Below are 20,873 nucleotides of genomic sequence, written 5' to 3' on the forward strand. Positions count from 1 at the left end.
TGCGCGATGTACTCTTTGAGCATGTCGGCTTGCAGCGTGCCGCCGAGCTTCTCTTGCGGAACGCCGCTCGCTTCAGCCGCGGCGATGTACATGGCGAGCGCGACCGGCGCGGTGCAGTTGATGGTCATCGACGTGGTGATCTTGCCGAGGTCGATGCCTTCGAACAGATCGGTCATGTCTTGCAGCGTGGCGATGGCGACGCCGCATTTGCCGACTTCGCCCAGCGCGCGCGGGTGATCGGAATCGTAGCCCATCAGCGCCGGCATGTCGAACGCCACAGAGAGTCCGGTCTGGCCCTGCGCGAGCAAGAACTTATAGCGTTCGTTGGTCTGCTTAGCGGTGCCGAAGCCCGCGAACTGGCGCATGGTCCACAGCCGGCCGCGATAGCCGGTCGGGTGCAAGCCCCGCGTGTACGGATATTGGCCCGGATAGCTCAAGTCGCGATCGTAGTCGATGCCGGCCAGATCTTCGGGCCCGTACATCGGCTTGAGCGGGTAGTTGGAAATCGTCCGGTCGTTTGCGCCTGGGAGCTTCTTGCCCGTCTCGAACTGAGCTCGCCAAACCGCCTTCGACGCGGTCTCCGTCTGCCCGGCGGGAGACTTGCCGTCCACGGTCTTTGCCACGAATATGCTTCCTCTAGAACGGGTCGGCAATGGCCTACCCTATTGCCGGGACGATTTTCGCGCCGAAGCGCGGACTGGCCTGCGGTTGTCGCGAAGGCAACGCCCGGACGGCGATGGCCGCCGGTCATCCGGCCGCACGCTTATCGGAGACGGTCGATGTTGTTTCGTGAGATTTACGAAGAGGGCTTGGCGCAAGCCTCGTATGTGGTCGGGTGTCCTGAGAGCGGCGAAGCATTCGTCGTAGATCCGCGCCGCGACATCCGCACCTATCTCGATCTTGCCGAGCGCGAAGGCCTGCGCATCGTCGCGGTCACGGAAACGCACATCCATGCCGACTATCTCTCGGGCGCCCGCGAGTTAGCTGTAGCCACGGACGCGACGTTGTACCTTTCGGGATGCGGCGGTCCGGGCTGGGAATACGGCGGACTCGACGGCATAAAAAACCGGATCATCCGCGACGGTTTTCTGATGCAGATGGGCGGCGTGCGCATCCAAACGTTGCACACTCCCGGCCACACGCCCGAGCACCTATCGTTTTTGGTGTACGACGGCGCCGAGTCCATCGAGCCGATGCTCATGCTCAGCGGCGATTTTGTTTTCGTCGGCGATGTCGGGAGACCGGATCTTTTAGAGCAGGCGGCGGGCATCGTGGGATCCGCAGATGCCGGCGCGCGCGCGATGTACCACAGCTTGCGCGAGAAATTTCTGACGCTGCCCGATTTCGTGCAAGTGTGGCCCGGCCACGGTGCGGGTTCTGCGTGCGGGAAAGCGCTTGGCGCGGTACCCAGCACCACCGTCGGCTACGAGCGCCGCGTCTCGTGGTGGTCGCGGTACTTGCGCAACAACGACGAAGACGGTTTCGTGCGCGAATTGCTCGATGGCCAACCCGACGCGCCCACATATTTCGCGCGCATGAAGCACATGAATCGCGACGGCGTGCCGATCTTGCTCCATCTGCCCGAGCCGGTCGAAATGAACGCTGCGGCATTGCGCGCCGCGGTCGCCAACGGTGCGACGGTGATCGACACGCGCCCAATCGACGAGTTCGCCGAGTCGCACGTTGCCGGCGCCGTCAACGTGCCCGATGGCGACCGCTTTTCCACCTGGAGCGCTTGGGTCACCCGGCCCGACGCGGCCATCATTCTCGTTGCCAAGGCGGCGCGCGTCGACGATCTGGTGCGACGGCTCGTCCGTGTCGGACTCGACGATGTGATCGGATGGATTTCTCGCGACGCGCCGGGATTGTCGAACGTGAAGCTTGCCCGGGTGACCGTGGATCAAGCATGCGAGCTTTGGCGAGCCGGCGACGCGTCGATACTCGATGTGCGTAACGCCGGTGAATTTCGCCTCGAACACATTCCCGGCGCTACACAACTTTCGGCCGGCCGCGTCATGCTCATGATGGACGCCGTGCCGCGCGACCGAACCGTCGTGGTGCATTGCGAGACCGGCGCGCGTGCGAGCGTGGCCGCGAGTGCGCTCGCCGCCCACGGATTCGACAACGTGCGATGCATGATCGGCGGCGTGCACGAGTGGCAGCAGCACGGCTATCCGCTCGAGAGCGGCAAAGAGCCGGCGCCGACGACGTGACGCGCCGCGCTAAGCGCTAGCCAGTATGGGCTGGCGAGCAGCAGCGTTTGTATTTCGCGGCGCAGTCCGCAGCGCCGCCAAGGCTCGCGCCGTCCGCGAAAACGGCCGCAGAGGCGGACGCCCAAAAAGCAGCTCAGCATTGCGGAGCCGCTGACCGCGGTCTGCAATGCTGAGAGTTCGACATCTTCTCGTTTTGTCGAAGCGTCTACCGTCTACCGTCTTTTGTTGAACGGATTCTTGTATCGCAAGACCTTCGACAGATCGATGCCTCGAATAATGTTCTGACTGTGATAGGTTAGGCCCCACGAATCGATCGACGACAAGTCCGGGAAGATGCAAGCCTCAAGCGTCTGATCGACTGAATTCGGGTCGACCCATCCTCCGCCCGCGCCGGTCGTTCCGCCAAACTGATCGGAGCCACCGAGCAGCGTGCAATAGCACGATGCCGGATTGCCTTGGCAACTACCGGGCTGCACTTCGGCATAGTACGCAAGCGTCGCGAGAGTTGGTTGTTGCGTGTACAAGGTATCTAGAAGCAAGTGTATGCGCGATTTATCGGACTTCAACGTGAAGCGGCAGAAACTGCGCTCGCCGGCCAGTCGCAGCGGGTTGCTTCCATTTGTGCCGTACCACGCGGTGCGCGTCTCGACTTTGCCCCCGACTTGGATGCAGTATGCGGCGGCAGCGGCAGGATTGAAGTCGGGTGCGGGATTGGACAATACCTGAGCGGATACGGGCGCCTGCCCCGTGCCGACACCCGAAACCATCGCCGACACAACGATGGCAGTTGCAGCAATTGAAAACTTCATAGTAAATCTCCATACGTGAGGAACGGCGGATATGATTGGGCCTTAGTTCTTTGGTCGCGCGCGGAGCTCCCTCGCTTTTTCGCACGCCTGTCTAGTGCCACGGCACTAATCGCGCGCTAGGGTGCGCCTAAGCCTCCCGCGCTTTTGGTTTGCCCGCGTCGACCGCGCTCCAATCGATGCGCGCCGTCAATTGCATGGTGACGAAGAGCGTGAGAATCGAGCCGATCGTGATCGCCAAACCGCTGAAGCCTTCGTTGAACAGGGCCAGCGAGAACAGTATCAAGTAGAAGAACTGGGCGAGCGCGGCTTCGACCGCCGCGAACCGCAGCCCCACGACAACACGCAAGTAGGTCACCGTCAAGAACATGGAGACGATCGAGCAGATGAGGAACGCGATCCCGATGGAGATGCGGTCGACCGTGTACGCGAACAACAGATGGAAAGAGAAGAACGCCGCCGCCAAGAAGAAGTAATTCATGGGATGGAGGTCGATGCGGCGGATCGTGGTGAGGATGAACAGCACGAAGAAATAGAATAGCAACGACAGCGGCGCCCAAAACGTGATGCGCTGCGCCAGCGGACCCGGTTGCAACGGCTCGGGCATCACCATTCCGATGCCGTAGCCCGACACCAGGTTTCGGTAATTCCAGTTGAGCGCCCAACCGTCGGGGGTTTGGCGCTCCGCGGTCGGCGCGAGCGTCTCGGCTGGGAAGTCGATCATCCGGAAATTGATATGCATCACGAGCGCGAAGTTACGGACCGCATTCGTGCCCGAGCCGAATTGATACGACCAGCTGCTGACGCCTTGTGAATTGAACGAGACCGTCACTTCGCTCGTGCGGCCCTTCGGCACGAGAAACGTCGTCGATACCACGCTGCCGAGCGTCGAACTGGCAACTCGGCGGCCGTCGACCGTCACGCTCAAGTCGTCATAGACGGCCCCATCAGCCGGCAGCGTCAAGTTGAACGTCAGATGTTTCGAGCGACCGGGATTGGTGATCCGGTATGCACCGGCGTAGCCCACCCGATAGGTGTCGTACCACAGCAAGCCTTTGCGGCGCGGCTCGAGATCCAGATTGACCGCGATGCGGCTCGAATCGAGCGGAAGCGGTCGGGTAGCCCCTTTCACCAGATAGGTGAACTCGGGAGCGCACTGGCTTTGCACCGGTCCCCACATTGTGCCGACTTGCGCGGTTTGCGCGCTGTCCGACGCCTGCGTGCGGACGAGCAGCGTGCCGCCGAGAATCGACCAGGCGATCGTGGCCCCGGCAAGGATGAAGAAAATCGCGATGATGCGCTTGGTCATCAGGTTACTTTGCCCCACAAAGCTACTTTGTTTCTTACTTTGTACCACAAAGCTAAAGCCCGACGCAAGGCCCAAAGCAAACAGGACGCCGTTTCGGATCGACAGGCCCCCGACAAAGCCTATGAGAAACCGAAATCTCCGGCACGCGATACGATATCGGGGGTCTGATTTGTATGTCGCTTGAGCTCTGGAACGCGATCGGAACGGTTGGAACGTTTGTCGTCATCACCGCGACGGCGGTCGCGGCGATCATACAACTGCGCCACTTACAACGGAACAACCAACTCGCTGGGCTTCTTTCGGTTTTGGACTTGTTTCAGCAATCGCATGTGCACGAGCTGATAGACTACATCCGGCATGACCTTGCCGTGAAAATGGAAGACCCAAATTTCCGCGCTGGGCTGGCCACAATGCCGGTGGACCGGCGCGAGCATCCCGAACTTCATTTATGCGATCTCTACGAACAGGTCGGCTCATATGTGCGCGCCGGTCTCATCGATGAGGAGCTCTTCGTGCGGCCGCAATTCCAGAATATCATCTTGAATTGGCACATCTTGCAGCCCGTCATCATGATACTCCGCCGCGCCCGACCGGCACTATTCGCGAATTTCGAGTATCTCGCTGTGCGAGCTCAGTCGTGGCTGGATCGATTTCCCGCCGGCGACTATCCGAGCGGATTTCCGCACGCGCCCGGCGGCGACGTCTGGCTTAAGGCCGATACGCCTAAGCCACCGGCGGCCAACAATGCCTAACCCATGTCATGCTGACGCAATATTTTTCATAGCGCTGCGTGGAGCAGATCGCGCGCCGACGCGCGCATGAGCTGAGCTGCCTCTTCGCGTTTGACGCCGGCGATGTCGACAAGCCACACGAGCTGCTCGATGCCGAGCGTGGCCGCGATAGCCAAGACGAGCGTGCGGAATCGCTTCCGCGGGAGCACGGTTTTCAGTGGGGCAAGCGCGTCTTGCACCCACTCGATACGCCGGCCGGTGCGCAGGGCCAACGGATTTTTTTCGTCTCGTTCGTCTTCCAGCGAAATGCGCAACATCGCGCGAAGCGCGACTTCGTGCTGCAAGAGTAATCGCACGAGCGCCTGAGATGTCAGATCCAGGCGTTGGATCGGGTCGCTTGGGGGCGAGTCCGGCAGCAGCGATCGCATCGCGAGTTCGGGGTGCGCCGCCGACAAGAGTTCGCGTTGGTTCTGGAAGTAGCGGTAGGCGGTCGGGCGCGAGACGGCAGCGGCCGCCGCGGCCTGTTCCACCGACGGCGTGATCCCGCGAGACAAAAGTTCGCGTGCCGCATCCAACAAGGCTCGACGAGTGCGAGACTTCTGATTGGATCGCCCAGTTTGATCGTACGGTATTGACAATATCACGATGATACTCTAGTATCACGAGTATCACCTTTATGATACATGAGTCTCATAAAGGATCCAAAGTCGAGCGGCGTCACCGCTCTTGGGAGGAAGTTATGGAGTCAACCAGTTTCGCATCGGCCTCAACGCGCGCCGTTATCGTCGCTCTGTCCCTCTCGCTCGTCGCCGGCTGCGCCGCTTCGACCAGCGCCAATCGGCCCGAGCTGCGGCAGCAGGCGTGGAGCATCGCAACGGGCGGTTCAGATCAATTGGAGGCTATCCAAGCCCTCGACTACTATCCGCATTCAATCACGATCCATGCCGGCGACACCGTGACGTGGACCAATCCGACGACCATCCCGCATATGATCGCGATTCCGCAAGCCGGCCAATCGCCGCCGCCCGGACCGCCGAACCAAGCGCCCGTCGGTGGCAATGTTTTTGACAACAGCGCGTACATCAGTTCCGGCTTTCTCATGAACGGCAAGACGTATTCAGTGAAGTTCACGGCTCCCGGAAGCTATGCGTATTACTGCATGGTTCATCCGCCGGAGATGACCGGCGCGATCATAGTCCTGCCCGCCACATCGCCGCTGCCGGAGAATGCGGCGCAGTACGCGGCCGGGGCGCTTGCCGATCTCACCGACGATTTGCAAGCCGGCATCGCATCGCTCCAACTATTTCCGTTCGCGCCCGGCGGAACGCATCTGGCCGCGGGCATAGCACCCGGGTTACCCGGCGCGAAACCGTCTCAGTCCACGGTGTTGCGCTTTCTCGACGACACGACGACCAACGGAGATATCACGATCGCCGTCGGCACGACCCTCACGTGGACAAACGAATCAAATGACGTGCCGCACACGGTGACATTTCCGATCGAAGGTCAACAGCCGCCGGCCGGTCCGCCCGATATGCCGCCGTCCGGCGGACCGACGTACGATGGCACCGTGCTGACAAACTCCGGCGTCATGTCGCCTGCTGCGAACTACAGCCTTACATTCACCAAAGCGGGCACGTACAAGTACTACTGCTTGTTTCATGACGGTCCAACCGGCATGATCGGCACGGTCACTGTGCAATAAGCACGGCACAAGACTCACCCTCAGTAAAGGCCCGGCTGCAAAGCAGGGCCTTTCCCGCGTATAGTATTCGCAACGCCGTTCAGCGAGTGAACGTCGCGATCCAGTTCACTTCCCAGCTCTTGCCGCCATCATCGGAGAAGGCTTGTTCGAACCGGAACGATTTTGGTTTGATGTCCGAAAATACGAATCGGACAAAGATCGCGCGGCCATTGTATGGTTCCTGATCGAAGAATTCACCGCGCCCATCGTTGAACCCGCCGCTCATCGGTTGGCCCAGGGTACCGTCGTTGCTGCTCGCCCAACTGATGTTCCACCGATGCGATTGGGGGTTGTAGAGACGAAGGGTCAGGCCTTCCACATGACCCGCCGGACCATCGACCTCGAGTTCCCCCAGGTTGCCACGGCCGTTCCAAATCTTGCGCACCACGGAAGTGCCGTGATATTTTATCCAAGTCGTGGAGCCGGTTAGCGGGTGTTGCAGGCGCGACAGATCTGCTTTCCAACTGCCGAACTCGAAGTCGAAATCGTGTTGCCCATCGCGTTCCGACGCCGCAACCGGCTGCGCAGCGAATACTAAGCCGCACAGGACGAGAATCGCGAGAAAATATTTGCGTGCGATAGCCATTGTCGCCTCACTTCTCGACTGACGAGTTGTCGTTCGCGTAAAGATCGTCGACAAACCGGGGCGACATGCGCGTGAGCGCGACGCTGTACTCGGCGAGCATCGGCATCGCGATCGATTCCATCTCGGCCTTCCACTCCTCACCGTCGTAAAACGCGCTTATCATCCGGTCGCGCTCCTCGAGCGAAGGGAATGCGCGCAACCAGATGAACACGTCCGGATTCTCGAGATCGACGAGCGGACCGAGTATGCTCATGCCCTTCCGCCGCTGGGCGGGGACGGCTTTGTTTTCGAAGAAATCGAGGAACCGCTCGCGCTGGCCCTCCTTTATCTTATACGTGCGAACTTCGACAATCATGATGCCCTCGCTTCGGCGCAACCGTTCATGCAATCGTAGCCGACGGGCGTCCGCTTCACCAGAAGGTACGTGAAAGTAACTATGGCTACGGCGCGCCGGCAGAATCCCGTCAGCGATTGTCCGCTCACTGCGGCGCTCGCCGCGATGGGCGGCAAGTGGAAGCTTATCATAATCTATTGGCTTGCGGAATCGACTCGGCATTTCGCGGCGTTGCGCAAGCTCATGCCCGCTATTTCTCAGAAGGTACTGACCGAGCAGCTTCGCGAGTTGATCGCCGATGATATCGTCCGCCGACGACAAACGGGGCCGGCACCCGCGCCGGTCCGCTATTCCTTGACCGAGTACGGGCGCTCGATGCGGCCGCTCGTCGAGAACGTCCGCCGCTGGGGGCGAGGCCACATCGAGCATTTCGACAGCTAGGCGCGGCAGGCCACACCGAGGCTATTTATCGGGGGTCAAAAGCCTCAACCGTACTCAATCCGACTCGGCCCCGTCCGTCATTATTACCGCCGACGGCATAGAGGACGCCGTTGACGACTCCCGCCGCAAGATACACGCGGGCTGTTGTCATGGGTGTCTTGGTCACCCAGGTATTTGAAAAAGAATTGTATCCCTCGTTCACGTTGGAAGGTGGGCCATCTTCCGTACCGCCTACCGCGAAAAGTTTACCGTTGACGACTCCCGTTGCAAGAGCAGCACGTCGGGTCGGCAGATCTGCCTTAGCGGTCCACGAATTCGTCAAAGGGTCGAAGGCCTGCAGCGAATCGTGCGGAACGCCGTTTTCTACGCCGCCGACCGCGTAGAGGACACGGCCGATGACGCTTGCAGCGATATATTCGCGCGCTTTCGGCATCGATGCTTTGGTAGTCCAGGTATTCGTCGAAGGATCGTAAGCCTCAACCGTGTTCAAGACGCTATGTTTGGTTCTCTTGCCTCCGATCGCGTAGAGTTTTCCCCCAATCACGCCGACGGCCAAGCTATAACGTCGCGTTGGCATCGGTGCCTTTGTGGTCCAAGTGTCCGTCGCTGGATCGTATGCCTCAACGGCACTCAACGGACCACCGTTGAAGCCTCCGACGGCGTAGAGTATACCGTTCACGACGCCAGCGGCCAATGATTGGCGCGCTGTCGGCATGGGTGCCTTCGTGGTCCATGTATCCGTCGAAGGGTTGTAGGCCTCCAAAGTATTCAATTCGGTTGGATCGTCGAAACCGACGACCGCATAGAGAATTCCGTTGACGACGCCAACAGCAAGACCTAAGCGCCCCGTTGGCATGGGCGCCCTGGTCGTCCAAGTTCCGGTAGATTGCGGCATCTGGCGAATGCCGGCCGCGCCGGAATGAGGGACTAAAGCCGAGGTCGTGGCGCCCGAACATCCGGATGCGGCGGCGATTAACGCGCAAAGAGTCATCTTGTACGCGATGCCAAATCGTCTAGACATAATTTGCCCCCTCAAGGCTCCGATCTAATCCGTCGCAACGCGAAACTTTCGCGTCAATCACGGTGTGAACGCTTCAAGTGTATTTAACTGTCCGCCGGAATTCGCGCCGCCTACCGCGTAGATGGTGTGCCCGACGACGCGAGAAGCTAGCGCCCAGCGGGTGGTCGGCATCGCGACAGTAGTAGTCCAGACATTCGTTGCAGAATTGTAAACCTCAACGTCACGCCTACCGTTCGCGCTATTAATACCACCAATTGCATACAATTTAGAACCGAGAACGCTCGCAGCTAGACAGCACCGCTTCCGATGCATCGGGGTTTTAGTGGTCCAAGTGTTCGTCGCAGGATTGTAAGCCTCGACGGTTGTCAATGAGTAAGAGCCGCCCACAGCATAAAGTGTGCCATCGACAACCGCCACCGCCAGCCCATAGCGATGTGTTGGCATCGGGGCCTTGGTGGACCAGGAATCCGTGGAAGGATCGTAGGCCTCAACCGTGTTTAACCAGCCGTTGTTATTCTCGCCGCCGACCGCGTATAGTATGCCGTTGGCGATGCCCACGGCCAGGTAGCCTCGGTTCGTCGGCATCGGTGCCTTGGTGGTCCAAGAATTAGTCGCGGGATCGTACGCCTCAACCGTATTCACGAATAGTGTGTTCGGGCTGTTGCCACCCACAGCATACAGAATGTTGTTAATAACGCCGACAGCAAGTCCTTGAAGAGGTGTCGGCAAAGAAGCCTTGGTGGACCAAGTATCCGATGCGGGATCGTACGCCTCGACTGTGTTCAAAGACTGACCGCCGGGGTCTTGACCACCTACGGCATAGAGTATGCCGTTAATAGCGCCCGCGCCTAGCCAGGAGCGCGCCGTTGGCATCGACGCCTTGGTGGTCCAGCTACCGGCCAGTGGTGAAGCCTTTTGTGTGCTTTCCGCACCAGATCGATTGACCAAATTCGGGCTAGATGCACTCGAGCAGCCGGATGCAGCGGCAAATAACGCGGATAAAAGCATCGTGTAAACGACGGATGATTGTCGAAACATAAAATGACTCTCCAGGGTGATTGAAGGGGGCCAAGGCTTCTGGATAGTTGCGAACCCATCCCGCGGTTGACGAGTTACAGGCCCCAAACGGCGATGTCCCGTATCATGATGCGCGGATGCAGTCCCAACTTGACCCGAACCACCTCGATTGGTATACTTCTTGGGCAGTACCCTTCGCACCGGGCGGCGCCCCTAACAGGGCAGCCAGGCCGGTTCGAAAGACGAAGGCGACAGCCAGCAACCACTGGATTTGTCAACGAACCAATCGTCTTCAACGGGTAGCTTGCGCGAGCAGGCTCTTTTGTTTTTCTGCCGGCTGCGGCAGCGGACACACATTCTCAGGAGAAATCGCAGATTCAAAAAATCTCAAGTCCAACCCAAGCGGTGACATCCAATTAGTCGCCCGCTCCGCGTCAACGAACAAATCCGCATTCCCCAAGTCCGCGTCATCGCGGACGACGGCGCCCAACTCGGCATCATGACCACCCGCGATGCCCTGATGCTTGCCCGCGAACGGGGAGTCGACCTCATCGAAGTGTCGCCCACGGCCGTGCCGCCCGTCTGTCGCCTATCCGACTACGGCCGGCTGAAATACGAACAGGCGAAAAAAGATAAGGAGACGCGCAAGAAGTCGCACAGCATGGAGCTCAAGGAAGTCAAGCTCCGGCCGAAGATCGAGGAGCACGATTACCAGGTGAAGTTCCGCACCGCCGAGCGGCTCATCATGGGCGGCGATAAAGTCAAGGTCACGATCATGTTCCGCGGACGCGAAGTCACATATGCCCAGCACGGCAGACGGCTTCTCGAACGGGTTGCGACCGACTCGAACAAAGTCGCGATCGTCGAACGTGAAGCCCGGTTGGAAGGGCGCAACATGTTCATGATCCTGTCACCGCGACAAGAAGTGGTCGCCGCTGCGCAAGCCGCTCACGCGGCCAAACAACACCAGCCCGGAGCCGAGGCGCCGCACGCCGAGCCCGCGGGCGAACCGACTGAAAGTTAAGGATCGTCATGCCGAAGTTGAAGACCCACAAGGGTGCCGCAAAACGAGTCAAAGTAACCGGCACCGGCAAATTTATACGCGAGGCGCAGTTCTCGGGATGCAGCCACATCCTCACCAAGAAATCGCCCAAGCGCATCCGCAAATTCCGCAAGCAGCTCGTCGTAGATAAAACGGATACGCCGCGTTTGAAGCGCTTGCTGCCATATGCGGGCGGGAAGTAACATCCCGCCCAGACCGCATTTATTTATAACGAGGAGTTGACACACCATGTCACGCGTCAAACGTGGAATGATGTCGCTGAAGAAGCGGCGCAAAGTACTAAAGGCCGTCAAGGGCTTTCGCGGCGCTCGCGGCCGCAATTATAAGGCCGCCAACGAGGCGCTGCTGCACTCGCTGATCTACGCATTTCGCGACCGGCGCGTCCGCAAGCGCGATTTCCGCTCGCTGTGGATCACGCGCATCAACGCCGCGGCACGTCAAGAGGGCCTCACCTACAGCAGGCTCGTGAGCGGTCTCAAAAAAGAAGGCGTCAACATCAACCGCAAAGTGCTGGCCGATCTCGCCATCAACGATGCCGGCGCGTTTTCCAAGCTGCTGGCGCTGGCCAAGAAGCACGTGCCCAAGGTCGTCGCGGGGGCGTAATCGTTGGCCATCGGCGTCGCGGGCTTCCATCACCCGCTCGTCCGCGCGGCCAAGGCTCTGCAACAGAAAAAGCATCGCCGTACTGAGCGGTGCTTTCTCATTGAAGGGCCCAACGCCGTCGGCGCCGCGCTCGATGCCGGCGCGCAGTTTCGTCATCTTTTCTTCACCCGCGATCATGCCCCCGAGCCGGTTCAAGCGCTCGCGGAGCGGGCGGCTTCTAAGGAAATAGACGTCTATGAGGTCGACGCGCGCACCCTCGCCGCGCTGACGCACACGAGCACGCCGCAAGGAATCGTGGCAGTGGCCGGCTTCCTCGAACGGCCGATCGCCGAACTTTCAACGATCTCGCGCGAAGAAGAACCAGCTCTTATGTTGGTCCTCCACGACCTGGCGGATCCGGGCAACGCCGGCACGCTCGTCCGCTCCGCCGAAGCATTTGGGGCAAGCGCGGTCTGCTTCGGCCCCAATGCGGTCGAGCCGTACAACGACAAACTCGTGCGGGCAAGTGCCGGCGCGCTTTTCCGCGTCGCATTATTCACATACGGTTCATGGCCGGAATTCGCCGCGGCGGCACGTGATGCGAAGGTCTCAATCGTAGCGGCAGCCGCGGGTTCCGCCGATGTGCGCCAGGTCACGTGCGGCGCGCGCGTCGCGATTGTCATAGGTCACGAGCGGCACGGCTTGCGCGATATAAACGCGGCCGACATCGAACGAAGCGTCGGAATTCCCCAATCGGCACAAGCCGAATCGCTTAATGCGGGTGTCGCTGGTAGCATCGTCCTCTATGAAATCAGCCGATCCACTGGGGTCTTGGGCCTCATAATGCGAGAACGCGATACCGAAAAAAGTCAAGCCCCGTGAGGCCTTGAACGTCCCGCGCTCATATGCTATACTCGTATTCAAGCGGACTTGGAGCTAATGAGGAGGTCGACATAAACGATGCTTTCTCAAACGTTCTTCTGGACATTTTTCAAGACCACCGGTTCCGTACAAGCCTATCTGCTGTACAAGCACATGGCACCGCAGGCTTCGCACTAGATAGAGTTCGGTCGGCGTCGGGTCGGCCGCAAAAATACTTCTACACTTCTGGCCGCAGCAATGCGGCCGGTTTTATTACTCCACAACGAGGATAGTTCGTGAGCGATCAACTCGACGAACTCGTTCGAACCGTCCGCGAGCGGGCGGCCGCCGTCGCCACCGCGGCCGACCTAGAAGCGCTCCGCACCGAGATCCTCGGTCGCAAGGGCGGCGCCCTCTCGCGCGTCATGGCCGGGCTGGCGAAGATCCCAGCCGCCGAGCGTGCCGAGTTCGGCCGGCGGGCGAACGAAGCCAAACGCGCGCTCGAAGAAGCGCTCGGGGCCGCGCAAGCGCGCATCGAAGGCGCCGCGCTGCAGATCGATCTCTCGCGACAGTACGACACCACGTTTCCGGGCGCCGCGCCTCGCACCGGCAGCCGCCACGTTCTTCGCCGCACGCTCGAAGACGTCATCGACTTCTTCCGCAGCCGCGGCTTTGCCGTAGTCCTCGGCCCGGAAGTCGAGAGCGAATATCACGCGTTTGAAGCGGTCAACATCCCGGCCGACCATCCGGCGCGCGACAACATGGACACGTTCTATCTCCCCAGCGGCTCGCTGTTGCGGCCACACACATCGTCCATGCAAGTGCGCACCATGCTGAAGTATCCGCCGCCGGTGGCCGTGCTCGCGCCCGGACGCGTCTACCGCCGCGACGCGCTCGATGCCAGCCACTCGTTCATGTTCCACCAGATCGAAGGCTTGCACGTGGACCGGGGCATCACGTTCGCGCATCTGAAGGGCTTTGCAGCCGACCTGTGCCGGCATCTCTTCGGCGCCAGGCGGCGCACGCGGTTCCGGCCGTCGTACTTCCAGTTCACCGAGCCTTCGGCGGAAGTCGACGTCTCTTGTGGCGTCTGCGACGGCGCCGGCTGCCAGACGTGCAAAGGTTCGGGCTGGCTGGAGATGGGCGGCAGCGGCATGGTGCATCCCAACGTCCTCAAGGGCGCCGGCTACGACCCGGAAGTCTATTCGGGCTGGGCGTTCGGCCTGGGCACCGACCGCATCGCCATGCTGCGCCACAATATCCACGACGTCCGGCTGTTCTTCGAAAACGACCCGGGTTTTTTGCAGCAGTTCGACTAGTCTGCGGCCGGTTTCGGCCTGATTGCTATGCGTTTATGTAGGGAGTAGGATGCAGCTCTCCGTTTCGTGGCTTCGCGATTTTGTGGACGGCGACGCAACCCCCGAGGCCATCGCCGCGGCGCTCACCGCACGTGGGTTCACGGTGGACTCCGTCACGCCGCAGCCTATGCCCGCGAAGATCGTCGTCGGGCTCATCGATTCGTTGGCGCGTCATCCAAATGCCGACCGTCTGCAAGTCAGCACGGTCGACGTCGGCGGTTCGAAGCTGCAGATCGTCACCGGCGCCACGAACGTTGCGGTGGGCGATAAGATCCCGATCGCGTTAGTCGGCGCGGTAGTGTTTGCTCGGGAGCTCGCACCCGACGGCTCGCGCAAGATGAACCCCATCGCGAAGTCCACGCTGCGCGGCATGGAATCGGTCGGCATGATGTGCTCGGCTTCGGAGCTCGCCTTGCCCGGCGAGTACGACGACGGCATCGTGATCCTCGATACCGATGCGGTTGTCGGCGAAGATTTTTGGCATTCGGTCCGATTCGGCGACGCCGTGCTTGACGTCGACGTGCCCAGCAACCGGCCCGATTGTCTGTCGGTTCTCGGGCTCGCGCGTGAAGCTGGGGCCGGCCTGGGCGCGCCGTTTCGCGCGTTGGAACTTGAGACGTTCGCCGGCACCGCTGCTCCGGGGATCGGCGTGGAGATCGGCGACAAGGCCATCTGCCGCCGGCTCGAGGGTCAGCGGTTCACGGGCGCCCGTTCGGGCCGCACACCGTTTTGGATGGCCCTGCGCCTGCAGGCGTCGCGGGTGCGCAGCCTCGGCTTTTTGGTCGACGTCTCGAACTACGTGCAGTTGGAGACCGGCCAGCCGCTGCATTTCTACGATGCCACGGCGTTGCGCGGCGGCCGCATCGTGGCGCGCGCTTCGACGGCGGGCGAAAAAGTGGTCACGCTCGACGGCGTGGAGCGCACGCTCGCGGCCGGCGTTCCGGTGATCGCCGATGGCGAGGGACTCGTCGGCATTGCTGGCATCTTCGGCGGCGCGCGCGCGGCTGTGACCGACACCACCACCGACGTCTTCCTCGAATCGCCGAATTTCGTCGGCGCGCCCGTACGGCGTGCGGCGATCGCTTTGGGCTTGCGCACCGAAGGCGCGTCGCGTCACGAAAAGAATTTGCCGCTCGAACTCGTCGAGTTGGGGCGCCGGCGCGCTGCGCAATTTCTGACGGCGGCTGGCGCAACGGCTTCGGCGGTAGTTGAAGCCGGCGAGTCGCCCGGCGCGGCGCGCGTCGTAACCGCCCGGCCCGCGCGGATCAACGGGCTGCTCGGCACGTCGTACGATGTCGCGCGCATGCGCGCCGCTCTCGCGCCGATCGGACTTGCGGCAGCGGGCGACGATCCACTGCGCGTCGCGGTCCCATATTGGCGCAACGACGTCGCTGAGGAAGTCGACATCGTCGAAGAAGTCGCGCGCGCCATCGGCTATGACGACATCGAGGAGCGCCGCATCGCGGCCACGCCGCAGGATGTGGACGAAGGGCAATACCGCCAAGAGAGCGTGCTCGCGCAGACGCTTGTCGCGCTCGGCTATCGCGAGGCCGTGACCATCGCGCTGCAAGGTTCGAAAGTGGTGGCCGCGTGGGAGCGATCCGGGTTGCCGTTCTGGCCAGAGCTTGCCACCATCACAAATCCGCTTTCCGAAGATCAGCGCTTCTTGCGTCCAAGCCTGCTGCCCGGTTTGCTCACCGTCGCCACGAGAAATTGGGAGCGCGCCACCGGTCCGGTTCGGCTGTTCGAAGTGGGCCACGTCTTTCGGCCGCTTGGGAGCGACACGAATTCCGGCTCGCCCGATGCCGGCGCATACGATGAGAACGGCGTGCTCGAATGGCCGTCGCTGTGCGGGCTCGCGATGTTCCCGTCCGATGCCGCAGCCGACGCAAACCCGGTCGACCGCCGCCTTCTCGAAGTGAAAGGCGAAGCGGAGCGCGCGATCGCTTCGCTGTGCGACCTGCAGGTGACCACCGAACCGGGAGCGCGCGGATACTTCCATGCCGGCGCGGCCGCGAATCTCATCGCGGACGGCCGCACGCTTGCGAAATTTGGCCGCATCCATCCGCAGTTGGCGCGCGCGTACGATTTGCCGAGTGCGACGTACGCCTTCTTGCTCTACCTCGAAAACATTCCGCAGCGCCGGCCCATTGTGAAGTACGTGCCGCTACCGAAATTCCCCGGCACCACTCGCGACATCGCGGTGGTGGTGGACGAGAAAGTGACAGCGCGCGAGCTTGCCGATGCCGCGACCGCCGATGGCCTCGGCTTGCTCGAACGCGTTGCGGCGTTCGACGAGTATCGCGGCGCGCAAGTCGGCGCCGGCAAGAAAAGCGTCGCGCTCTCGATCGCGCTTCGCAAACCCGATGCCACGATCACCGATGTCGAGGCCGACGCCGCCATCGAGAAGATCGTCGCCGGGTTGCGCGAGCGGTTCCAGGCCGACCTTCGCGGTCCGGCCTGACGGCCGTGAACTGGGTCGACGCGCTCGTCATCCTGACGCTGGCAGCCGCGTTTTGGGGCGGCTATCGCAACGGGCTGGTCCGAGAGTTGGCGGGGCTAGCCGCAGTCATTCTCGCGTGGATCGCTGCCTCTGCGTTTGCGAATCCGACGGCCGATTGGATCGCGACGCAGTGGGCGCTCTCCCCGTCGGTCGCGCGGGTAGCGGCATTTTGGGCGGTCTTTTTGGCCGTCTTCGTCGCGATACGGGCCGCGGGCTGGCTGCTGGAGCGGATCACGAAGCTGCCGGTCATCAATGTGGCGAGCGGCATCGGCGGTGGGCTCGCGGCATGCCTAAAAGCGTCGGTCCTGTTGTGGGCCATCCTGTTCGTCGCACTTTTTTTCCCAATGGATAACGACGTGCGAACGGCGTTGAAAAATTCGCCGAGCGCCACCTACATCGAATCGTTCGACGCGCCGGTCACCGCCGCGATCGATGCCGCGTTGCCAAAGCTCGCGCGGCCCGTTTGGCACGTGGTGATGAAACGCCACCGGTTGTAAGGTAAATACACGTAGTAGGGCGAGCAACCCGTACTAGGGTGAGCAACGCTCATCCATTTTTTGGGCAAGCGATGCTTGCCCTAGTACGTTATTGGTGCGTGGGTCTCGGTATCGGCTTCCCCGGCACGGCGGGGACGACGGGCGGAATCGGGCGCGGTGCAATGCGATGCGACTTCGCCAAGGGTCTGTGAGCGATGCTGAACGCTGAGAATGTTGTGCCGGTGAATACGTCGCCGACGAGATCGACCCAATTGTTGGTTGAGCCGTCGAGGAACGTGAACGTGACGTGATCGGTCTGGGTGAGAATGCCGTCGGACACGATCTCGAGCGATGTGGCCGCGTTGATCGATGGGAGATACGTGGAAGTGCCCAAGAAGCTCAAGTGCAGCTCGGTGCCGCCTTGCGACGTCACGTTGCAAAAGGCAAGCGCGAGGTTATTAGCCGGGTCGAAGGTCGCCGCATCGAACGGCTGGCTGAACGTAAACGTGAATGTGATCGGCTGTTGCTGCTCTGTGCCAAGAACACCAAGACCCGTCGCCGTGAACGAACCCGAACCTCCGCCGCTCGCGATCGGCTGCGGAACAAGCGCGGCCGCCTGACCGTGTTGTCCTATAGCGACAAGTGCTGCTCCGAGCCCCAAGAGCGCGTACAGCGCGCTGAATCCCGAGGTGTTCTCGTGCGGCGAGAAGACCGGAGGTTGCGGATCGATACCGACGAGCCGATCGCCCATCTGCGCCTTGAAGCCCGGCTGAGAGTTTGTGATGCTGACGACTGCGTAACTATCGGTTATTTTCGTGATATCGGCTTCGGCGACTTTTTGACCTAAGCGCAAAACGTTGAATCGTTGGCCTAGCTTGAAGCCTTCGGCGAGGCCGAGATCGGCGTCGAGCTCGCCGTTGTACGTCGAGTAGATGGTGCCCATCGCGGTGCGCGGCGCTTCCAGCGTCGCGACGTTTGATGCGAATGCCGCGCTCATGGAGTGCGCATCGGACGCGGGGTAGTTTTGCGTGAAGACTTGCGACCGGACGAGCGCGACATCGACCACCCGATACATGTTTAAACTATACGATATGGTGCCGCCGCCCAACTGGACGATATCCCCGACGACGACGTCATCGGCGCCGACTTTGGATGCTGCTGCAAGCGCAGGCCCGAAGCTGCTGCCGCTCACGTCGAGCTTCAGCGGCAGCACACCACCGCCGGCGGCGGTGAATTTCCCGCTTGTCGAGATCGCTTGATAGAGCGCCACGCCCATGGCGTTGACGGTGGCCGCCGGCGCGCTCGCTGAATTCTGAAATCCGTAGACTGCCACCCGGAGCGGCGAATCGCCGCGGGCCGGGGGCGCCATGGGCGTCGCGGCGACCCCGGCGACTGCTACCACGGCCGTTACGGCCAATATCCGGTAGATGAATGAACGAATGCCTGTGAATCTACTCACCGTCACACAACCTCTCGCGGCGCTTCGCCCACGGCCGACACGGGCCACGGCGGTGACCGCCCTTCCATCATTGTAGTTATCGGCCGCACGTTCGAAAGCCACACCGTCCCACAGCGCGGGGAATCGGCCCGGTGTCGCGTAGTACCCCAAGCCGTGGTGAGCAACCCGCGGGCGAGCAACCCGTACTAGGGTGAGCTTCGCTCACCCAATGGGCAAGCGAAGCTTGCCCTCCTACAGGTCTAGCTTAGGGAGTAGCCCATGGCCCAAGACGTTATCCCCCGCCTGACCCATCTCGTCGCCTGCGCCGGCTGCGCGTCGAAAATGGACTCCGGCGTTCTCGCGTGGGTTCTCGGCAGCTTGCCTGCTTTCGACGATCCTCGCGTGCTCGTCGGCAACGAGACGGCCGACGACGCCGGCGTCTACCAACTTTCAGACGAGCTGGCATTAGTTCTGACGGTCGACTTCTTCACGCCAATCGTCGACGATCCGTTCACGTTCGGGGCGATCTCGGCGACCAACGCCCTGTCGGACATCTACGCGATGGGTGCGCGACCCGTGGCGGCGATCGCCATCGCGACCTTTCCTGAAACGGGCCTCCCTACTACGGTATTGGCCGACATCTTGCGCGGCGGCGCAGCGAAGGCGCGGGAGGCCGGCATCTCGGTCATCGGCGGGCATACCGTAAAAGATCCCGAGCCGAAGTACGGTCTGTCGGTGACGGGCGTGATCCACCCAGACCGCATCGTGCGCAACGCTGGAGCGCGCCCCGGAGACGCCCTCGTGCTCACGAAGCCTCTGGGCACCGGAATCTTGACGACGGCACGCAGGCGCGACGAGATCGACGACCGCGACCTGTCGCCTGCCGTGGCCTCGATGACCACGCTGAATAAAGCCGCTTCCGAAGCGATGCTCGAGGTGGGCGTCAACGCCGCCACCGACGTGACCGGATTCAGTTTGCTCGGTCATTTGCGCGAGATGTGCGTGGCGGGCGGCGTCGGCGCGCAGATCGAGGCGTTCTCCGTGCCCGTGTTCGACCGCGTCGTCGAGCTCGCTTTCGAACACGCTCCGGGCGGCTCGCGAACGAACCTGGAAACCGCGATCGCTGCCGGCACGACCTTCGCCGATCACATCCAACCGGCGATGCGATTCGTACTAGCGGATGCGCAGACTTCCGGCGGATTGTTGATAGCGGTGCCCGAAACGCGGGTACTATCGCTGATGAATGCGATGCGCGCGCGCGGCGTGTCTGCGGCCGCGGTGGTCGGGCGCATCGTGACGGGATCGACCATCCACGTATTGTGAAAAATGGGCAAGCGATGCTTGCCCTCCTACAAAGATTACGAGGGGCTGCTGCTTGTGAAATCGCCAACCGCCGTCGAATCGTCCACCGCTCTAGACCAACTCTGCATCAACACGGTCCGGACGCTTTCGATGGACGCCGTCCAGAAAGCCAATTCCGGCCATCCCGGCACCGCCATGGCGCTCGCGCCGGCCGCGTACGTCTTATGGACGAAGCACCTCCGCTATAACCCAAAGAATCCACAGTGGATCAATCGCGACCGCTTCATTTTGAGTGCGGGGCACGCGTGCATCCTGCAGTACTCAATGCTGTTCCTCACCGGCTACGACCTGAGTCTCGACGATATCAAGCAGTTCCGCCAGTGGGGCTCCAAGACGCCGGGGCATCCCGAATATCATCATACTGCAGGTGTTGAGGCCACCACAGGCCCGCTCGGGCAAGGCGTTGGCAATGCGGTGGGCTTCGCGATCGCCGAGGCGCGATTGGCCGCGCAATACAACGCGGGCGGCGCGCGGATCATCGACCACTTCACCTACGCGATCTGCAGCGACGGCGACTTGATGGAAGGCGTCGCGTCTGAAGCGGCATCGCTTGCAGGCCACTTGCATTTGGGAAAACTCATCTGCCTGTACGATGACAACCACATCACGATCGAAGGCAATACGTCGCTCGCTTTTGACAACGAAGATGTCTGCAAACGTTTTGACGCCTACGGCTGGCACACGCAAGGCTTAGAAGACGCCAACGATCTCGACGCCATCGATGCCGCATTCACCGCGGCGGAGAAAGATCCGAGACCTTCGCTCATTCGCATGCGCAGCCACATCGGTTACGGTTCGCCGCACAAGCAAGACTCGGCCGACGCGCACGGTTCGCCTTTAGGCGCCGACGAGATCAAACTGACCAAAAAGTTTTATGGCTGGCCCGAAGATGCGCAGTTCTTGGTGCCGGACGAAGTAGTGGCGCACATGCGCAAAGCTGTGGATCGCGGCGCCGAACTCGAAAGCGGTTGGCGCTCGCGATACGACGCCTACACCGCCGAAAAGCCCGATCTCGCCGCCGCGTTGAA

At 61.5% G+C, this 20,873-nt stretch carries 23 protein-coding genes; 14 read left to right on the plus strand and 9 right to left on the minus strand.

All coding sequences use genetic code 11. From position 1 onward, the window contains the following. Positions 1–623, minus strand: a 623-nt coding sequence (locus VII69_08305) for a methylmalonyl-CoA mutase family protein (protein HEY5095099.1), incomplete at its 3' end; no start/stop codon positions are given. 156 nt (positions 624–779) lie between these two features. Between VII69_08305 and VII69_08310 the strand changes: the two genes are divergently transcribed. Further along, positions 780–2,213, plus strand: a complete 1,434-nt coding sequence (locus VII69_08310) for a rhodanese-like domain-containing protein (protein ID HEY5095100.1) — start codon at positions 780–782, stop codon at positions 2,211–2,213. Positions 2,214–2,425: 212 nt separating this feature from the next. On the opposite strand, the gene VII69_08315 is transcribed toward VII69_08310, so the two are convergent. Together VII69_08315 and VII69_08320 are read right to left on the minus strand one after the other, a co-directional pair. Continuing rightward, on the minus strand, positions 2,426–3,022 hold the full coding sequence (locus tag VII69_08315) for a hypothetical protein (GenBank protein HEY5095101.1): 597 nt from the start codon (positions 3,020–3,022) through the stop codon (positions 2,426–2,428). A 127-nt stretch (positions 3,023–3,149) separates the two neighbouring features. After that, a complete protein-coding gene (locus VII69_08320; protein HEY5095102.1) occupies positions 3,150–4,328 on the minus strand; it encodes an inner membrane CreD family protein in 1,179 nt (392 codons plus the stop codon). 173 nt (positions 4,329–4,501) lie between these two features. Here VII69_08320 and VII69_08325 point away from each other — a divergent pair, with 173 nt between their 5' ends. Continuing rightward, positions 4,502–5,080 (plus strand): hypothetical protein, encoded by a 579-nt coding sequence (locus VII69_08325; protein ID HEY5095103.1) that lies wholly within the window; start codon positions 4,502–4,504, stop codon positions 5,078–5,080. 26 nt (positions 5,081–5,106) lie between these two features. Here VII69_08325 and VII69_08330 read toward each other — a convergent pair whose 3' ends face one another. Beyond that, on the minus strand, positions 5,107–5,703 hold the full coding sequence (locus VII69_08330; GenBank protein HEY5095104.1) for a TetR family transcriptional regulator: 597 nt from the start codon (positions 5,701–5,703) through the stop codon (positions 5,107–5,109). A 95-nt stretch (positions 5,704–5,798) separates the two neighbouring features. Between VII69_08330 and VII69_08335 the strand changes: the two genes are divergently transcribed. Continuing rightward, entirely contained in the window at positions 5,799–6,764 is a 966-nt protein-coding gene (locus VII69_08335) for a plastocyanin/azurin family copper-binding protein (protein ID HEY5095105.1), read from the plus strand. 79 nt (positions 6,765–6,843) lie between these two features. Here VII69_08335 and VII69_08340 read toward each other — a convergent pair whose 3' ends face one another. Together VII69_08340 and VII69_08345 are read right to left on the minus strand one after the other, a co-directional pair. After that, the gene (locus VII69_08340; GenBank protein HEY5095106.1) at positions 6,844–7,389 is read right to left on the minus strand and encodes a hypothetical protein; all 546 of its coding nucleotides are present in this window, start codon (positions 7,387–7,389) and stop codon (positions 6,844–6,846) included. A gap of 7 nt (positions 7,390–7,396) precedes the next feature. After that, a complete protein-coding gene (locus tag VII69_08345; protein ID HEY5095107.1) occupies positions 7,397–7,744 on the minus strand; it encodes an NIPSNAP family protein in 348 nt (115 codons plus the stop codon). Positions 7,745–7,825: 81 nt separating this feature from the next. On the opposite strand from VII69_08345, the gene VII69_08350 reads away from it, so the two are divergent. Next, positions 7,826–8,164, plus strand: coding sequence for a helix-turn-helix domain-containing protein (locus tag VII69_08350; GenBank protein ID HEY5095108.1), 339 nt, complete (start codon positions 7,826–7,828; stop codon positions 8,162–8,164). A 25-nt stretch (positions 8,165–8,189) separates the two neighbouring features. Here the strand turns inward: VII69_08350 and VII69_08355 are convergent, their stop codons facing one another. Beyond that, positions 8,190–9,185 carry a kelch repeat-containing protein gene (locus VII69_08355; GenBank protein HEY5095109.1) on the minus strand — a complete coding sequence of 332 codons (996 nt, stop codon included), beginning with the start codon at positions 9,183–9,185 and terminating at the stop codon, positions 8,190–8,192. A gap of 57 nt (positions 9,186–9,242) precedes the next feature. After that, positions 9,243–10,193 (minus strand): kelch repeat-containing protein, encoded by a 951-nt coding sequence (locus VII69_08360; protein HEY5095110.1) that lies wholly within the window; start codon positions 10,191–10,193, stop codon positions 9,243–9,245. A 424-nt stretch (positions 10,194–10,617) separates the two neighbouring features. On the opposite strand from VII69_08360, the gene infC reads away from it, so the two are divergent. From infC to VII69_08400, 8 genes are all read left to right on the plus strand, one after another. Further along, on the plus strand, positions 10,618–11,226 hold the full coding sequence (gene infC / locus VII69_08365; protein HEY5095111.1) for a translation initiation factor IF-3: 609 nt from the start codon (positions 10,618–10,620) through the stop codon (positions 11,224–11,226). A gap of 8 nt (positions 11,227–11,234) precedes the next feature. Further along, on the plus strand, positions 11,235–11,447 hold the full coding sequence (gene rpmI, locus VII69_08370; GenBank protein ID HEY5095112.1) for a 50S ribosomal protein L35: 213 nt from the start codon (positions 11,235–11,237) through the stop codon (positions 11,445–11,447). Between the two features lie 46 nt (positions 11,448–11,493). Beyond that, positions 11,494–11,868 (plus strand): 50S ribosomal protein L20, encoded by a 375-nt coding sequence (rplT, locus tag VII69_08375; GenBank protein HEY5095113.1) that lies wholly within the window; start codon positions 11,494–11,496, stop codon positions 11,866–11,868. Positions 11,869–11,871: 3 nt separating this feature from the next. Continuing rightward, a complete protein-coding gene (locus tag VII69_08380) occupies positions 11,872–12,729 on the plus strand; it encodes an RNA methyltransferase (protein ID HEY5095114.1) in 858 nt (285 codons plus the stop codon). Between the two features lie 78 nt (positions 12,730–12,807). After that, positions 12,808–12,906: a YqzL family protein gene (locus tag VII69_08385; GenBank protein HEY5095115.1), complete on the plus strand. Its 99-nt coding sequence runs from the start codon at positions 12,808–12,810 to the stop codon at positions 12,904–12,906. A gap of 98 nt (positions 12,907–13,004) precedes the next feature. Continuing rightward, a complete protein-coding gene (gene pheS, locus VII69_08390; GenBank protein HEY5095116.1) occupies positions 13,005–14,027 on the plus strand; it encodes a phenylalanine--tRNA ligase subunit alpha in 1,023 nt (340 codons plus the stop codon). A gap of 49 nt (positions 14,028–14,076) precedes the next feature. Next, positions 14,077–16,530 carry a phenylalanine--tRNA ligase subunit beta gene (gene pheT / locus VII69_08395; protein ID HEY5095117.1) on the plus strand — a complete coding sequence of 818 codons (2,454 nt, stop codon included), beginning with the start codon at positions 14,077–14,079 and terminating at the stop codon, positions 16,528–16,530. Positions 16,531–16,535: 5 nt separating this feature from the next. After that, on the plus strand, positions 16,536–17,066 hold the full coding sequence (locus tag VII69_08400) for a CvpA family protein (protein ID HEY5095118.1): 531 nt from the start codon (positions 16,536–16,538) through the stop codon (positions 17,064–17,066). Positions 17,067–17,154: 88 nt separating this feature from the next. Here VII69_08400 and VII69_08405 read toward each other — a convergent pair whose 3' ends face one another. Then, positions 17,155–18,504, minus strand: coding sequence for a hypothetical protein (locus VII69_08405; protein ID HEY5095119.1), 1,350 nt, complete (start codon positions 18,502–18,504; stop codon positions 17,155–17,157). Between the two features lie 258 nt (positions 18,505–18,762). On the opposite strand from VII69_08405, the gene selD reads away from it, so the two are divergent. Next, the gene (gene selD / locus VII69_08410; protein ID HEY5095120.1) at positions 18,763–19,806 is read left to right on the plus strand and encodes a selenide, water dikinase SelD; all 1,044 of its coding nucleotides are present in this window, start codon (positions 18,763–18,765) and stop codon (positions 19,804–19,806) included. Positions 19,807–19,860: 54 nt separating this feature from the next. Next, positions 19,861–20,873 (plus strand): hypothetical protein (locus VII69_08415; GenBank protein HEY5095121.1); only part of this gene is annotated, 1,013 nt, incomplete at its 3' end.

Source organism: Candidatus Eremiobacteraceae bacterium (assembly GCA_036511855.1).
Lineage (GTDB): Bacteria > Vulcanimicrobiota > Vulcanimicrobiia > Eremiobacterales > Eremiobacteraceae > JABCYQ01.

Excerpts from the sequence above, each read along its gene's own strand:
- VII69_08310 (HEY5095100.1), top strand. The coding sequence starts at position 780 with ATGTTGTTTCGTGAGATTTACGAAGAGGGCTTGGCGCAAGCCTCGTAT.
- VII69_08315 (HEY5095101.1), bottom strand. The coding sequence starts at position 3,022 with ATGAAGTTTTCAATTGCTGCAACTGCCATCGTTGTGTCGGCGATGGTT.
- VII69_08320 (HEY5095102.1), bottom strand. The coding sequence starts at position 4,328 with ATGACCAAGCGCATCATCGCGATTTTCTTCATCCTTGCCGGGGCCACG.
- VII69_08325 (HEY5095103.1), top strand. The coding sequence starts at position 4,502 with ATGTCGCTTGAGCTCTGGAACGCGATCGGAACGGTTGGAACGTTTGTC.
- VII69_08335 (HEY5095105.1), top strand. The coding sequence starts at position 5,799 with ATGGAGTCAACCAGTTTCGCATCGGCCTCAACGCGCGCCGTTATCGTC.
- VII69_08340 (HEY5095106.1), bottom strand. The coding sequence starts at position 7,389 with ATGGCTATCGCACGCAAATATTTTCTCGCGATTCTCGTCCTGTGCGGC.
- VII69_08345 (HEY5095107.1), bottom strand. The coding sequence starts at position 7,744 with ATGATTGTCGAAGTTCGCACGTATAAGATAAAGGAGGGCCAGCGCGAG.
- VII69_08350 (HEY5095108.1), top strand. The coding sequence starts at position 7,826 with ATGGCTACGGCGCGCCGGCAGAATCCCGTCAGCGATTGTCCGCTCACT.
- VII69_08355 (HEY5095109.1), bottom strand. The coding sequence starts at position 9,185 with ATGTCTAGACGATTTGGCATCGCGTACAAGATGACTCTTTGCGCGTTA.
- VII69_08360 (HEY5095110.1), bottom strand. The coding sequence starts at position 10,193 with ATGCTTTTATCCGCGTTATTTGCCGCTGCATCCGGCTGCTCGAGTGCA.
- rpmI (HEY5095112.1), top strand. The coding sequence starts at position 11,235 with ATGCCGAAGTTGAAGACCCACAAGGGTGCCGCAAAACGAGTCAAAGTA.
- rplT (HEY5095113.1), top strand. The coding sequence starts at position 11,494 with ATGTCACGCGTCAAACGTGGAATGATGTCGCTGAAGAAGCGGCGCAAA.
- VII69_08385 (HEY5095115.1), top strand. The coding sequence starts at position 12,808 with ATGCTTTCTCAAACGTTCTTCTGGACATTTTTCAAGACCACCGGTTCC.
- pheT (HEY5095117.1), top strand. The coding sequence starts at position 14,077 with ATGCAGCTCTCCGTTTCGTGGCTTCGCGATTTTGTGGACGGCGACGCA.
- selD (HEY5095120.1), top strand. The coding sequence starts at position 18,763 with ATGGCCCAAGACGTTATCCCCCGCCTGACCCATCTCGTCGCCTGCGCC.